The 13,621-nt window shown below is 44.8% G+C and carries 20 protein-coding genes; 5 read left to right on the top strand and 15 right to left on the bottom strand.

Going from position 1 to position 13,621, the window contains the following annotated elements:
* Nucleotides 1-229: 229 nt before the first annotated feature.
* The 14 genes from BO18_RS20935 to BO18_RS33275 all read right to left on the bottom strand — a co-directional run bounded on the left by BO18_RS20935 (nt 230) and on the right by BO18_RS33275 (nt 9,498).
* A complete protein-coding gene (locus BO18_RS20935; RefSeq protein ID WP_034449408.1) occupies nt 230-682 on the bottom strand; it encodes a GNAT family N-acetyltransferase in 453 nt (150 codons plus the stop codon).
* Between the two features lie 61 nt (nt 683-743).
* Nucleotides 744-1,907 (bottom strand): zinc ribbon domain-containing protein, encoded by a 1,164-nt coding sequence (locus BO18_RS20940; protein ID WP_034449410.1) that lies wholly within the window; start codon nt 1,905-1,907, stop codon nt 744-746.
* Nucleotides 1,908-1,992: 85 nt separating this feature from the next.
* Complete coding sequence (locus BO18_RS20945) at nt 1,993-2,217, bottom strand: hypothetical protein (RefSeq protein ID WP_034449412.1); 225 nt, start codon at nt 2,215-2,217, stop codon at nt 1,993-1,995.
* Between the two features lie 201 nt (nt 2,218-2,418).
* On the bottom strand, nt 2,419-2,610 hold the full coding sequence (locus BO18_RS20950; RefSeq protein WP_034449415.1) for a hypothetical protein: 192 nt from the start codon (nt 2,608-2,610) through the stop codon (nt 2,419-2,421).
* Between the two features lie 197 nt (nt 2,611-2,807).
* Nucleotides 2,808-3,890, bottom strand: coding sequence for a hypothetical protein (locus BO18_RS20955; protein ID WP_034449416.1), 1,083 nt, complete (start codon nt 3,888-3,890; stop codon nt 2,808-2,810).
* A gap of 70 nt (nt 3,891-3,960) precedes the next feature.
* Nucleotides 3,961-4,257 (bottom strand): hypothetical protein, encoded by a 297-nt coding sequence (locus BO18_RS20960; RefSeq protein ID WP_034449418.1) that lies wholly within the window; start codon nt 4,255-4,257, stop codon nt 3,961-3,963.
* Nucleotides 4,258-4,373: 116 nt separating this feature from the next.
* Nucleotides 4,374-4,721, bottom strand: coding sequence for a hypothetical protein (locus BO18_RS20965; RefSeq protein WP_034449420.1), 348 nt, complete (start codon nt 4,719-4,721; stop codon nt 4,374-4,376).
* 49 nt (nt 4,722-4,770) lie between these two features.
* Entirely contained in the window at nt 4,771-5,589 is an 819-nt protein-coding gene (locus tag BO18_RS20970; RefSeq protein ID WP_034449422.1) for a hypothetical protein, read from the bottom strand.
* A 51-nt stretch (nt 5,590-5,640) separates the two neighbouring features.
* On the bottom strand, nt 5,641-6,066 hold the full coding sequence (locus BO18_RS20975; RefSeq protein ID WP_034449423.1) for a hypothetical protein: 426 nt from the start codon (nt 6,064-6,066) through the stop codon (nt 5,641-5,643).
* A gap of 75 nt (nt 6,067-6,141) precedes the next feature.
* Nucleotides 6,142-6,558, bottom strand: a complete 417-nt coding sequence (locus BO18_RS20980; protein ID WP_034449426.1) for a DMP19 family protein — start codon at nt 6,556-6,558, stop codon at nt 6,142-6,144.
* 78 nt (nt 6,559-6,636) lie between these two features.
* Nucleotides 6,637-7,164, bottom strand: coding sequence for a GNAT family N-acetyltransferase (locus tag BO18_RS20985; protein ID WP_034449427.1), 528 nt, complete (start codon nt 7,162-7,164; stop codon nt 6,637-6,639).
* 30 nt (nt 7,165-7,194) lie between these two features.
* Nucleotides 7,195-7,542 (bottom strand): hypothetical protein, encoded by a 348-nt coding sequence (locus BO18_RS20990; protein ID WP_034449429.1) that lies wholly within the window; start codon nt 7,540-7,542, stop codon nt 7,195-7,197.
* Between the two features lie 94 nt (nt 7,543-7,636).
* The gene (locus BO18_RS20995) at nt 7,637-8,761 is read right to left on the bottom strand and encodes a carbohydrate kinase family protein (protein WP_034449431.1); all 1,125 of its coding nucleotides are present in this window, start codon (nt 8,759-8,761) and stop codon (nt 7,637-7,639) included.
* Between the two features lie 167 nt (nt 8,762-8,928).
* On the bottom strand, nt 8,929-9,498 hold the full coding sequence (locus BO18_RS33275; RefSeq protein WP_051689021.1) for a hypothetical protein: 570 nt from the start codon (nt 9,496-9,498) through the stop codon (nt 8,929-8,931).
* 151 nt (nt 9,499-9,649) lie between these two features.
* Between BO18_RS33275 and BO18_RS33280 the strand changes: the two genes are divergently transcribed.
* From BO18_RS33280 to BO18_RS21015, 3 genes are read left to right on the top strand one after another with little or no spacing between them, the layout of a single operon-like run.
* Nucleotides 9,650-10,537: a tetratricopeptide repeat protein gene (locus BO18_RS33280; RefSeq protein WP_051689022.1), complete on the top strand. Its 888-nt coding sequence runs from the start codon at nt 9,650-9,652 to the stop codon at nt 10,535-10,537.
* 3 nt (nt 10,538-10,540) lie between these two features.
* Nucleotides 10,541-11,293, top strand: a complete 753-nt coding sequence (locus BO18_RS21010; RefSeq protein WP_034449433.1) for a hypothetical protein — start codon at nt 10,541-10,543, stop codon at nt 11,291-11,293.
* Between the two features lies 1 nt (nt 11,294).
* Complete coding sequence (locus BO18_RS21015; RefSeq protein WP_034449435.1) at nt 11,295-11,687, top strand: HIRAN domain-containing protein; 393 nt, start codon at nt 11,295-11,297, stop codon at nt 11,685-11,687.
* Nucleotides 11,688-11,704: 17 nt separating this feature from the next.
* On the opposite strand, the gene BO18_RS21020 is transcribed toward BO18_RS21015, so the two are convergent.
* Entirely contained in the window at nt 11,705-12,073 is a 369-nt protein-coding gene (locus BO18_RS21020) for a hypothetical protein (RefSeq protein WP_034449437.1), read from the bottom strand.
* Nucleotides 12,074-12,294: 221 nt separating this feature from the next.
* On the opposite strand from BO18_RS21020, the gene BO18_RS21025 reads away from it, so the two are divergent.
* Both BO18_RS21025 and BO18_RS21030 read left to right on the top strand, forming a co-directional pair.
* Entirely contained in the window at nt 12,295-12,912 is a 618-nt protein-coding gene (locus tag BO18_RS21025) for a TetR/AcrR family transcriptional regulator (protein ID WP_034449439.1), read from the top strand.
* Nucleotides 12,912-13,607, top strand: coding sequence for a flavodoxin family protein (locus BO18_RS21030; RefSeq protein ID WP_034449441.1), 696 nt, complete (start codon nt 12,912-12,914; stop codon nt 13,605-13,607). The genes BO18_RS21025 and BO18_RS21030 overlap by 1 nt, the downstream gene beginning before the upstream one ends.
* Nucleotides 13,608-13,621: the final 14 nt, after the last annotated feature.

Consider the following 13,621-nt stretch of genomic DNA (forward strand, 5'->3'; position numbering starts at 1 on the left):
TTTTTTTATCCCAAAGCGCTACAAAAATAGATTTTGGGATAATTTCCGCACTAATGCTCAAACACGCAATGGTTCTATCACCATCCGCAGCATCACTCAGCGTAATCCCAGTCCTTGGTAACCGTATCAACAATGCAGAACTGTTCATCGCCGTACTTCGCGCCGGTCGACCAGGTCACCTATGAAAACGGCCATATCGCACTTGATAATCCGACCCGCAGCCGGACAATCAGAAGTTGTACTGCATAAAATTCCCGTTGTGCTTAAAACCGTATGCGGTATAGAGTTTGACACCCATGTCGGATGCCGTGATCTGCACTGCGCCGCAGCCGTAAGCTCTCGCTTCCTCGACCACGCGGTGGAGAAGTTCTTTCGCGATGCCCTGACGCCTGTAGGAAGGATCTGTGAACATGCTCGACAGCAAACCGATGCGTCCGGTCGGACAGCTGAAATAAGGCGGCTTTTCGACAAAGGACATGCCGCTCGTGCCTATGATCTTTTCACCGTCCAACGCAAGCCAGGACACGAAAGTCCCGTCTGCCATATGCCGTCTGTAATAGTCCTGAAGCGCGGGAACGAGGTCGATGTCTTCCGTCGCGCCCTCTTCCCTTAACTGCGTGATCCTCATGCTGATAAACGTATCAAGATCTGCTTCCGTAAGTCTTCTGTATGTGATCTCCATATTATTCTCCTGCTCGAAAAACTCACCGTATCAGGTTAAGGTATTTAACCGGCCGGCGCTCTCACCCCATCGGATATCCGCAGTTCGGACAGAACTTGCCGGTGTTCCCTTCCTGTCCGCATTCCTTGCATTTCCATGTGCTTTGAGCATCCTGCTGAACGGGCAAAGCAGTATCACCGCCTTCCGCCTGTGCTTTCGCGGCTGCTTCCTGTGCCATCTTCAGGCTCGGAAATGCATTGACCGCTGAAGGATCCTGTCCCATCCCCATTGTCGAAAACATCTGGAACTTCACTTCCGGCATCTTAACGTCAACACCGGATTCGGTGACACAGTCACATACCAGCTTCGAGAGTATCCTGTCGACTTCCTTGCCGCCCATCTTACAGGCACTCTCACCTATCGTTCGTTTTACTCTCGGACATCCCGTGATGAGCGAATCGTCGTAGTAGATACTTACGCTTCCGTGGCTCGAATAATCCGTCGGCATCATCGACCTGTCGACAGGGATCGAAGGATCGATGCATGCATAATGCCAGCACGGGAGATTTTCCCTGTCCGATATCTCCTGCACCCTTGCCAGGATATCGGATCTGACTTCCCTGCTGTCAGACGCCTCGGGCTCATTGCCCGCCTTTTTCCTGACCGTGACACGGACGACGCCTTCCTCGCCCTTAACCTTCTCGACAAGCTGATCGGTGCTTTGGTTGCTCCCGTACATCATGCCGGACGAAAAGAAGCTTGTCTCAATCGCAACAACGGGACCATGTTCTTCCTTCATGGCACGGCACTGCTTCAGTGTCGGATATTCTAATGTTTCAGAGATAAGATTCTCGTCTGACGTTACGGTGAAGAACAGCTTTCTGAACTCTTCAGAGGCTTCCCTGCATGACACGTCAGTTTCCCTGAATGCGATCTTCTTCTCTGAACCGTCATCGGATCTTAAATAAATGAACGATATAGTATGCGAACGTCCGTCTTCGAAAACAACGGGCTCCGCCTGAGTCTTTATGTCGATGTCTTCGAGACCGTATTTCGCAATCAGGGATGTATACTGATCTATGGTCTCCTGCGTCAGTTTATAGCGCTTGACCGAAGTCTCATGAGAATCCCTGTCACACTTCGTTATCACAGGTTCATCGCCCGAAAACGGGATCTCTCCCTCGAAAGTATGATCCATCGTCGGACTGATTACCATAAATTCATATCTGATACCGGTGACCGCCATAAACGCTTCTCCTGTTTTCCGTTTTGAGGATATTCTATCACTTGGACGGCGGTTCCCGGATTATTCAGCAGAAAACGTGTTTGGATTAAGCTTCCTTCCGGCTCTTTTTCTTAAGAGCTTCATATTCGGCTGCTGTGGCACAGTATGCTGCAGTGCATGAAGCGAGAACTACATAATTGGTATCGTATGCACCTGTGACCCAACCGTAAATGGTGGCAATGACCATTCCTATAATGACAACGCTGTATATTATTGTAATGACCTTAAAAACCTTAAGTGTTGTGATCTTCTTTTCGTTTGACTCTTTCATGACTGTTTTCCTCTTTCGCTGTTAAAGATTGGTTTTGCTTTTGACAACGTAAGGATATCAAACAGGATCATGCAAAAACGCAGACTGTCGCGAATGGTAAATATTCCGTTGTGAACTGCGAATTCCCGTGGAAGATGCCTGTCAGGACAATAATCTTCCAACGGGAACAAATGCTATGGAAACCGGCTTATACTCACCGCATCAAGCGTGAGGGAAGATCGGATCAAACTCGGGATCGACATCAGCCTTAGTCAAACGCAACACGTCGTTACCCATAAGGTTTGCTCTGAGCACATCGTTTCCTTCCAAATTCACACCGGAAGGTGCATACTTTCTTTTTCCGCCTGCAACTATATCGAGCTGCTCTGTTCTGATTTCATTATTGGTTTTCATCTTTTTAGTCCTCCTTGTCGGATAATGATTTTGTTTGTGGCTTCATTATCACAGTCAGAAAAAACGCAAACAATCAGTAATGTCAGACCATTCCGTTGATTATGCAACACACATCCGGTTTGCTGTTGCAGATAAAAACAGGACCCGGATCATTCCGGGTCCTCAGCATGTTTTATTCGCTGTTATTTCGGATAAGTTCAGATTTCCTCTCGGATAACAGACGGACTGACGGCAGTCCGGTTCATAGCAAAGGAACTCCTGTAAGTTAATACATACCGCTTTGAAGGATATCCGGTCTCCCAGAAATCAAGGACATATCCGGGCTCGATCTCCTTGTTCTTTTCCTTTTTCATGAGATAGCCGATCGATTTTCTGTCAGGATCAGTCTCGATCATCTTCTTTTTTTTGAGTTCTGCCAATTGCCCGAAAACATCACGGAACTTCTCATTGTATTTCGCAAGTTCAGGATCGTCAGCCTTATAGACTCTGTAAGGTTCCATCCGGTTTAATTCCTCGATATCCTCTTCAAGCTTTCTGAATGCTTCGCTTGAATTTGGATTAGCCTTCGTAATGATCTCAACAATGTACTCTTTGCCTTCTGTATCTTTCAGCAAACACTTTGGCATAAACGCACCGACAAACGCAAAAAGATCCGGCTTTAGTCCCGGAAAACCCATCATTATTGATTTAGAATCACCAAGTCCTCCAAGGGATTTACTGGCCAAAACAATAGTCTCATAAACAGAACGCACGAGCAGGATATATCTCTTATCGTCATCGAGATACAGGATCTTATTGGTCTCATATTCGAATGCCCATTTTTCGCCTGAATCGCAAGAGATCACTACACGCTTGTTCTTATCGGATATAAAAGGATAAACATGACCGTTTTCCGTAAAAAGGCGGTCATCGAGTTTCCTGTTCTCGCGGTCCTCATCGCTTAAGACAAAATACTGTTTCCTGAAGAACGCCTCATATACTTCATCGTAATAGTCGATCCTCTTTTCAAACGGAAGCTCATAAAATGATATGGCACCGCATTCTTTCCACGCCTTTCGCCACAACGAAACTTCCTTTTTTGAATACGCAGTATGCATGCCGGAATAATTGCAATCGAGTCCGCATATCCTGCAAACTTCGCACTCACCGAATCTGTGTCCCTTCAGTTCCTTGTGATTCAGGGCAAACCCGATTTTTCCGCATGACGGGCACGGATATACCGGTGATGGTTTATCATCACTTAATACGCCTTCAAGATAACCACGACCTATACGCTTCATTTATTTATCCTTTTCACTGTCTTTACGGATAAAATATTAAACTGCTGATTTTAGTGTTCCAATATGTTTATCATCTTGTATGTATTCCTTCAACGGTATAGCGGCCATCGTATACGCTTATCCCAAATATGAATACTTGAATTCCCTTTGTTGTTTTTCCGTTGGAAGCATTAGCATCAGGTCCGTCCGGATTGTGTGGAGCGATCTCGATCTTATTCCAATCAACAACCGTATATACAGGAAGAAGCGGAGAATACCTCCTTGTTCCTCCATCAGCTGCTTTTGCGGCGTTTAACGGACTGGGAATAAGACAAAGGACTGCCAGGACAACAGCTGCTATCAATCCGATTATGTATCTTTTCCGCATAAGCTGCTCCTTGATGATCCGGTTCCTGATGTTTTACTGTTCCATTATACAATAGGGCCGGAAGAGTTCTACCGGTCTGTCAGTTCATTTATTCCGGATTTATCATTCCAAAATAATTATTCATTTTGTTCACTGGCAAGAATAGCCCCTTTAGCTAATCCTGACAGACGGCGGGGAATGTTATCTATTATGAAATCAGCCTGATCTTTAGAAAGGCTGAAAAATTCCATAATATTGTACGGACCATGATTAGAACAACCCCAACAGCCACTCGTCATCAACTGTGCAACCGCTGCACAGAACAGTTCGTGATCAAATCCTGCGTTACTAGTTATACGTTTATAGTCATTGTTATTAAGGCATTCGGTAAAAAATGAAATAAACTGGCGTCTCGCATTGTCGCCTTCGTTATACCCGCATCTATGCATTCCATCAATATATAATTGAGAATAATCCTTGCTCATTCGGTACTCCTTGCCTCTAATGTATATATCATACTGATGATTTATCTCATTATTCCCAAGTGTTCATAAATGACGCTTTCCTAATGCGTTCTAGACATTCATCGTCTTTTAGAAACTTATGCATCATGGGATGTGTAAAGAAGTTCATAGGCCTTACCTGAGCAGGAGAAGCGACTGTCCACAACCTGTCTGAAGCCAGACGTTCTATCGCTTGCAGCGCTTTTTCGTCTTCTTTCAAATAAAGATATCTGACTATCGCATCCTCACGATCATATTCGGAAAGCCTGCTGTCTTTGATCTCTTCATAAAGCTTAACCGCATCTTCCGGATAACCATATAAACACACCATCTTATAAAGTCTGTCTTTGTCACCATTCTTTATATTACAGTCCTTTATAACCGCATCTACGGATTTGGCATTCGCCGGAACCGAATAATTCAATTCATTGTCTTTGGGCATGATACCGGTGTCCAGATAATTAAGCATAAAATTGCAATACTTATATCTTGGATGCTTGCCCTCTCCATATTTTTCGACATCTTTAGTGAATGCTCTGTCACGTTCTTCAATGAGAGCATTTCTTGCTTGCTCTTCTTTACCATGCTCTCTTGCGGCGAAAACCATCGCAGCCATAAACTCATCCGGAACATTACTGTAATGCCATTCATCCCAATAAGGCATTATGTCACAGGTAAGATCAACAGCCGTATCATAATCCTTGTCAAAGTATGCAACAGCGGCCTTTACAGCTGCAACATGGTGAGGAAACGCAGAAAAAGATTCCAGTTTTTCGAGACTTTCATACGAACCATCCCTTATCTCATCACAGACAACACGGAATTTCTTTGGTAACTTGATTACTTCCATTGTAGGCTTCTCCTGTATTGTGTACTACATATTGCAAGCTCATCTGATCGGTTATTCGAAATAACATCTGTTTTCCCTAAGTATTTTCTGTAGAAATTCTGATATATTCGCTTCATTTTCAAGTATCCATTTATCGATCATATCAGACTCATCCATCCACTCTTGCGGATAACTATAATCTGCCTTGTATTTATCATAATCATGATTGCCTAATGAGAACCAATAAGCAATCTTATTATCCTGCGCATATTTCTGAAGGTAAGCTATTATTCTATCAACCTCAGTTTTATCTGCTGTTTCATAGTAAGTCCAGACTCCGCTCCTTAATGAACTGCCCCTCCATGAAGATACACCCAGGAACGCAGTTATAAAATCCGGCTTGTGCTTTTGGGTATAGAACAGCTGAAATAAAACCGGTTCTACAAGATAGAATTCATCGGGCTTCATATTTATTGCCTTTTCAATTATCTTATCCATTTCAATCCAGCCTACCTGTTTGCTAAACGAATCCGTTTTTCTGCTATTATTGCATACGGGACTATTCGAATAATATCAGATGCTAAAATCAAGTCCATGCGTCTTGATATAATCTACTACTCTTTTATCAACATCATTGTTTGTGATGCTGCAATACTTTCTGTTGATTTCATCCCAGAACAGATCTCTTTTATCCATTAATTCCGAATACATATCTTCATCATCGGATGCCTGTTCGAACAATTCATCGTCGGTTAAATACTTATTTGTTTTTGCTTCTTCCACAACCTGTATCAGTTCAGAAGAAACCTTCAGTATTTGAAATGCACTTAAGACTTCATCAAGCGAGAATGAATAGTTTTCGAAAAAGCCCTGAAAGCCTTCTCTATATACCTCAGAATTGAAAAAATGTGCTATCACAACCGGTTTGTATTGAGCGGGAATATCCGCATCCGGCACACCGGATGATACCAGTTTCTTTAAGTATTCCAAAAACTCTTCCCATATTATTTCGCCAATAGTTTTTCTCTTTTACTATTATATAAAATATAAAACTGCCGAGATAATGTGTTACGTCTTCATATATGGTTTTGGTATATGATCTGATATAACCGTGCTCAGATGCTCAGTGAATTCACCAAACAAATCCACATCGAATTCCAGCCCTGCACAGCCTATCTCAAATTCCGTGTCGTCATAAAAAGTGAAATACCCTGTCTCACAAAAACCGTTTCTTTTATAGAAGTCTTTACGTCTGATATTCATCCCGTTTTCCGGTGAAGACGGATCGGGTGCTTCATATTCCACAACTATCATGTGACCGGCATTATTCGTAACAAGTTCTTTCAAAGCGTTTCCGCCTATTCCTTTAGAACGCAATGTTCTGTTCACGGCCAGATAAGCCAGATAAAGAATGGCCTTGTATTCCCTTAAGACCAGGAACCCGACAGGTCCGTCATTATATATCCCGAGAACAGTTGCGCCGGTATTCATAAGATCACGAAGAGAATTCCTCTCGCATTCGGGAATAGCCTCTTCGTTTATTTCTTCCAAAACCTGTATATCAGGTGAATCGATTGTTAACTTTCTGAGTTCCATACACTCCACTACCATTACTGATAATATTTCTCACCAGGGCAATATACTCATGCACACCGCATAACCCGGACTTTTGACTTTCAGATAATCTGCCTGACCATTTTCGATTCTTCTTATTCCTTTATCGGTCTTCTCATAGATCCGATAAACTTTATCATTCTGAAATACCGAGACTTTATCCGCATGCGCGATCGTATATTCTTTTGAGTCTGACTGTACGTTTCTGTGGTTATCGACAACAACTTCAATATCATCAAGGAATATGCTTATCCTGTCACCGTTTTCTTCTATGGACTTAATGTGATATGAACAGTCGCATGGTCTTCCGATCCAGTCTTCATAGAAAGTTATGTAACATTGCTTGTTTGCTTCATACATAGACAATCATTCCCATTAAGTTTGATCTGCTGCTGGTTTAATTGCTAATCGATATTATACCGTAAACCTCTTCCGGCTTTATATTCTTACCGGTTCAGTCATCCATCATTTCCCAGCCGCTTTCCATCTTCCTGTCGAGCTCCGGAAAAGACTTGAGCCCGCTTAATGCGTCATATGCAGTCACACAGCTTGCGCCTGTGGCTACGGCATATTCCGCACACTTTTCTATGGGGCAGCCATTCAGAATGCTTACGAGAAAAGCTGCCGCGCTCGTATCTCCCGCACCTGTCCCTGAGAGTACCCTGTCAGGCTTAAAGCTCTTCTCAAATCCTCTTTTGTCTGCCCACTCTTTAACGTCTATCTCTATGCGTGAGCTTACCCTGCGGAGTCTCTCTTCTCCTGCCGTACAATAATACATGCCGGGAACACCGCATTTGATAAGGAGGACCGCGGTGCCCATCGAAATGCATTTTTCGGCAAGCGGGACTATGTCCTCTTCAATGCTCAAGACTTCGGTAAAGTCCAGATTCCCTGCCCTTTCACGTATCCTGAAATACTTGTCCCTGTCGAGCATGAAGCATAACTCTTCCACGCTCGGAACAAATATATCCGTGAGGGAAAGCACTTTCGAAAGTATCATTTCCCAATCAGCATTTGCCGCCTCCGAACCGGGATCGACGGCAGCAAGATCCATGGAAGTCGCAGCACCTGAATCAACTGCTTTCTTCATCACGCGTACAAGCTCTTCACCGTCGTTCTCATACATCTTCTTCATGATCGGCGGATAACCGAAATGGAAAAGTGCTGTCTCCTCCAGAAGGGCATCGGGAATATCATCAGAGGTAAATGTGTCATTGGCTCCGGGATCGTGCAGAAAGATCCTGTCTACTCCAGGGACAGCAATTACAACAGAATAGGATGTGTGCTCACTGTCTTTCCTGATAAGACAATCTGCAGCATCGTGGCTTTTCAGGATCGATTCCACCATGTCACCGAATGAATCATTTCCGATCTTTGCGAGGAGCCTTACATCGGCTCCGAGGAACTTCATGGCAAGACCGGTATTTGCCACGACACCGCCCGTATGGATATCAGCAGCCCCGACATTAACGAGTTTCCCGGGGAAAAGGAAGTCCTGTATTTTCGATGTCGGCTGTCCCTTTATCTCAGGTGTTATATCAAGGCAGATATGTCCGGCCACGATCACTTTCTTACTCATTAGCGAAGTCCTTTCTCAACTGATGAAGCTGCATATCCGATTTGAACAACTTAGTATTTCTTATACTATCATCCCTCTGACCAGCATGAAATAAGGCCTTTTTAACTTTTATTCACAAGCTCAATAGCCACGATGCATAATCCTTCTCATAAAACCGTCACACACACTTACTCGATTTTATCCCACACCTGTACTTCCACATAAGCATACTTGCCGAGAGACTCTTTGAGGAAAACGTCAACCGATCCGTTAAATGCTTCGATCCGCTCGAACAGAAGTTTTTTCGTCAGAACAACAGGTTCATTTCCATGTATCATCAGAGCACAGCTGTCACCAAGAGTGAAGCTGACCTGCTCGTCAGGGATATCATCCAGATCAATGATGATCTTGTCACTGCTGTTAAACCATTCTTTGAGATATTCACACTCCAGAAGCGTAAATGAATAAGGATGAGACAGCTTCGGCTTTCCGCCTAATTGTATAAACTTTTCACGCACAAACTCATCCGCTTTCTTCCGTGCCGGATAGTAGTTCGCGAAATCAGCGAAACGGCCGAAACTGGTGGTATCGGGATGTTCAGCAGCAAGTTCTTCCGCCTTGCGGAAAGCTTCCTCCTCAGGAAGAAGCATTATGTTTTTCCACGGATCTGTTCCCGGGTAATAGTAGTGTGTGATATAAAGCTTATCCATCTTTCTCCTTTCCGCCACGAAAAGCATTACTTCGTTCTTTCCACCCATTCAGGAATCTTTGCGTCCGTTTCAAGTGATTGTTGTTTTCATTATACAATATGCCGCTCACCTCTCCCCACACCCCTGATAGTACCATTAATGGCACTGCATATTTCCGCCTGGCGTATATAATATAAGAAAATCCAGGAGGTCTAAGCTTATGACTATCAGTGAAGCAAGAAAGATCGTCAGATCATTCTACGATAACAACAATCCCACTGATGACGATGAATTCATCTTCATCGAAGCGCTGGAGTTCCTGATCAAGGAGACGGCCGATCCGCGCTACATGATGGAACTTGGCGGTTACTACTATGGCAAGCGCATATTCGACCTCGCGCTCAAATATTATGAGATGGCGGAAGCTCTCGATTTCGAGGAAGCGCATGAATGCCTCGGATATATCTGGTACTACGGCAGGACGGGACAGAAGGACTACGAGAAAGCGTTCAAGTGTTTTTCCGCCGCCGCCCGTAAAGGAAATCTGGTAGCACAGTACAAGATCGCTGACATGTACAAGAACGGCTATTACGTCGATAAGGATTACGAGAAGTACAAGCAGATAATAAGAGAACTCTACCCCAAGGTTAAGGACTCGACTTTCCTCGGTGATCCTGTGCCGGAAGTATTCACGAGACTTGCGGCGATCGAGGCTGAGGAAGGCAACAAAGAAAAGGCTGTAGACCTCTACATCGACGCCAGGGATTTCCTCGCGCAGAGGATCACGTACAATCCATTTTTCGGCAATCTCAACATAATGAAATGGCTCATCGAAGACCTCTATAAACTTGTTGATCCTGACCCGACAGATATACGTTTTTATGATCTCTACTATTGGCTCACCCTGCCCTGCACGATCACGTTCAGGCTTTATGACGAGAAGCATACGGTCTCATGCATCGAGGAAAACGGCGAGCTCGTCATCAAGTTCGACGACAAATGGTACAGGACCCTGGACGACTTCATGAAGAAGGCCGAGATAGACGGCTCACTCCTCACCGACAGTGTTTATCTCATGGATGATTTCGTTCTCAAAAAAGGAGAGTGACACATGGATCTCATCAAGATAGCTCTCGGCGACTACCCCAGATATGAAGAACTCCTTCTCCGCAAAGATAAGTTTGAGAAGGAAGCATTCATGTGGTACGAAGAATACATAAAAACGTTCGGCAAATATCTCATCGAGGTCTTTGAAGCGAAGGTCGAATGCATACGCCTGAAGAAGATGATCGCCTTTGCGCAGGCCGAGGTCAACAAAGGCCACACACCCGACAAGGAAGCGATCAACGCGCTGGTCGGTCTTCAGATGCAGTCCTACTACGAAGAATTGAAGTCGATGGTAAAGCAGCACGAAGATTCAAAGAAGAGCATCTTGATCCCTCAACACGAGATCGAGAGGATCAAGAAGATCTACCGCGAGATAGCCAAGATCCTTCACCCCGACATCAATCCCGAGACGCAGAGAGACGAGACTTTAAAAGACCTTTGGAACAGAGTCGTAATAGCCTACAAATGCAATAAGCTCAAAGACATGGAAGAGCTTCAGGTATTGGTCAACAAAGCACTTACCGACAAGGGCTTCGACAAATCCAAGATAGTGATCGAGAACATTGCCGAGAAGATCATAAAGCTCGAGGAAGAAATCAACAGGATAATCACGACTGACCCGTACAACTTCAAGTTCCTCCTTGAAGATAAGGAAGAGACCGCGCAGCGCATCAGTGATCTCCAAGACGAAAAGAAACAATACGACGGCTACAGGAAAGAACTGGAGAACATTCTTTCCGAACTCACAGGAGAATGATATGGCTAATGAATTATCCAAGTTCGAGTCCGGACTCGTAAGCAAAGCAACAGAAGACGGCATCGGCGAACTCTTAAAACCCCTTACGCGGGAGATCCACCTTTTCGATTCTTTCGTTTCAGGCACTTCTCACCTGGCTGATCAGTCCGTGCTGGACGAGATCAAAGAAGGCGACCGCCTCTTCCTCATAAGAGAGGACAACAAGTTCGACTCCAACGCGATCATGATCCTTTCGCCTGCCAAGAAAAAGGTCGGCTATGTGCCCGAGAAGGACAACGTCGTTTTCGCGCGCCTGATGGACGCCGGCAAGAAACTCTCCGCGAAGATTACCGGTATTGAGAAAAAGGGATCATTCACCAAGATCGCGGTGAGCATCTATCTCGTGGATTTCTGATTCTGGAAAACCGAATTCTATTTCAGTTCAAACTGATTTAAGACCTCATCGTACTCCTCAATGCTCTTGATGGGGTAAGTGCTCATGGGCAGTTCAGAATCGTCGGGCATTACTGACGAGACAATAAACATCCCAGGCTCCATCGAATATGCTTCATCGTCACTTCCATACAGCAATTCATTGCCATAAGCGAACCTCAAGTCGGCAAGCATCTGCAAAAATGCCTTCTCAAAAACACCGCTCCCGTCATCTGTCTCCGGAAGCTTATTAATAGCCAGACCATGCTTTTTTACTGCATGTGTAACAATGTTACACACCTCATAATGCCTGTTTTCCAGCTTGGTCAGCTCAACAAATAAGTCTTTGAGGATCTTTAAATAGTCCATGTCGCCCTCCGGAGTTTTTTCTTTTTTATAGTCCATTCAGCTGTGGCTGTGTCCAATCGATGTTTTAGCCGGACTTTTCAAAAAACTCTCCCAGATCAAAAAGACCTGTTGACAGGCTAATTCGAATTAGCTATACTTTGGCTAATCCGAATTAGCCAACCGATAAAGCGCGTCCGTGCGTCACCGCACAGGCAAAAACAAAACAGACACGAGGACCCAACATGGATACAAAACACCGGATACTGGACGAAGCACTCACCCTTTTCTCAGAAAAAGGATATGCAAACGTTTTCGTAGGCGAGATCGCCGACAGGGTCGGCATCAAGGCACCGTCACTCTATAAACACTACAAGAACAAGCGCGCGATCTTCGACGCGATAATAGACGAGATGAACCGCAGATTTGAAGAGCAGGCAAAAGTCCTTCAGATCAACGGGAAGGATGCCTCCGCTGATGCCGGGATATATAAGACTCTCTCTGAAGATAAGCTGCTAAAGCTCGGCCGCGAATTCTTCCTCTATTACCTTCACGACGACTACAACAGAAAGTTCCGGAAGATGCTAACCCTCGAGCAGTTCCATGATGCGGAGCTCGCCAAAGTCTATTCGAAGCTCTATGTTGACGATCCGCTCTCTTATCAGGGAATGCTTTTCGGATTCATGGTAACGGCAGGCGTCCTGAAGACCGATAACGTTCAGATAATGACACTGCACTTCTACGCCCCGATCTACTATCTTCTCACGATATGCGACAGAGAACCTGAAAGAGAGCCCAAAGCACTGAAAATGCTTGATGATCACATAAAACAGTTTGACAGGATCTACGGGAGGAATAACTGATGGTAATCACTGTTATAAACGGACAGAATCATAAAGGAAGCACATATAATATCGGAAAGATCCTGGTCGACAATCTCGGCGAAAACGAAGTCCATGAATTCTTCCTGCCGAGAGACCTTAACCACTTCTGTTCCGGTTGCTGCAGCTGTATCAGGGATGAATCGCTGTGTCCTTTTTTCGAAGAGAAAAAACGAATAATGGACATGGTGGAAAAGTCTGATCTTCTGATCTTCACAACACCGACTTACTGCATGCGTTCATCTGCCCCGATGAAGGCTTTTATAGAACTCACATTCACATACTGGATGTCTCACAAGCCCCGCGCATCCATGTTCTCGAAGAAAGCAGTCGTCATCTCGACAGCTGCAGGCGCAGGCGCGAAATCAGCCGTAAAAGATGTCACGAACACTCTTCTTTACTGGGGCGTTCCGTATGTAAAGAGTTACGGAAAAGCCATTCAGGCCGCAAACTGGGACCAAATAAAGCCTGAACTTAAGGAGAAGATCAATAAAGACATGGCTTCCCTCGCGAAAAAGCTCAAGACTTCAAATGTACACGCCGGAATAAAGACGCGCTTCCTCTTTTCGATGATGCGGATGATGCAGCAAAAGGGCATGGGCGCCGGAGAAGAAGAAAGAAAATACTGGCAGGAACAGGGCTGGCTCGGTAAGAACAGACCGTGGAAAGCCGCGTAAACCGCCCGCTGAAA

The organism is Butyrivibrio sp. AE2032, from assembly GCF_000702965.1.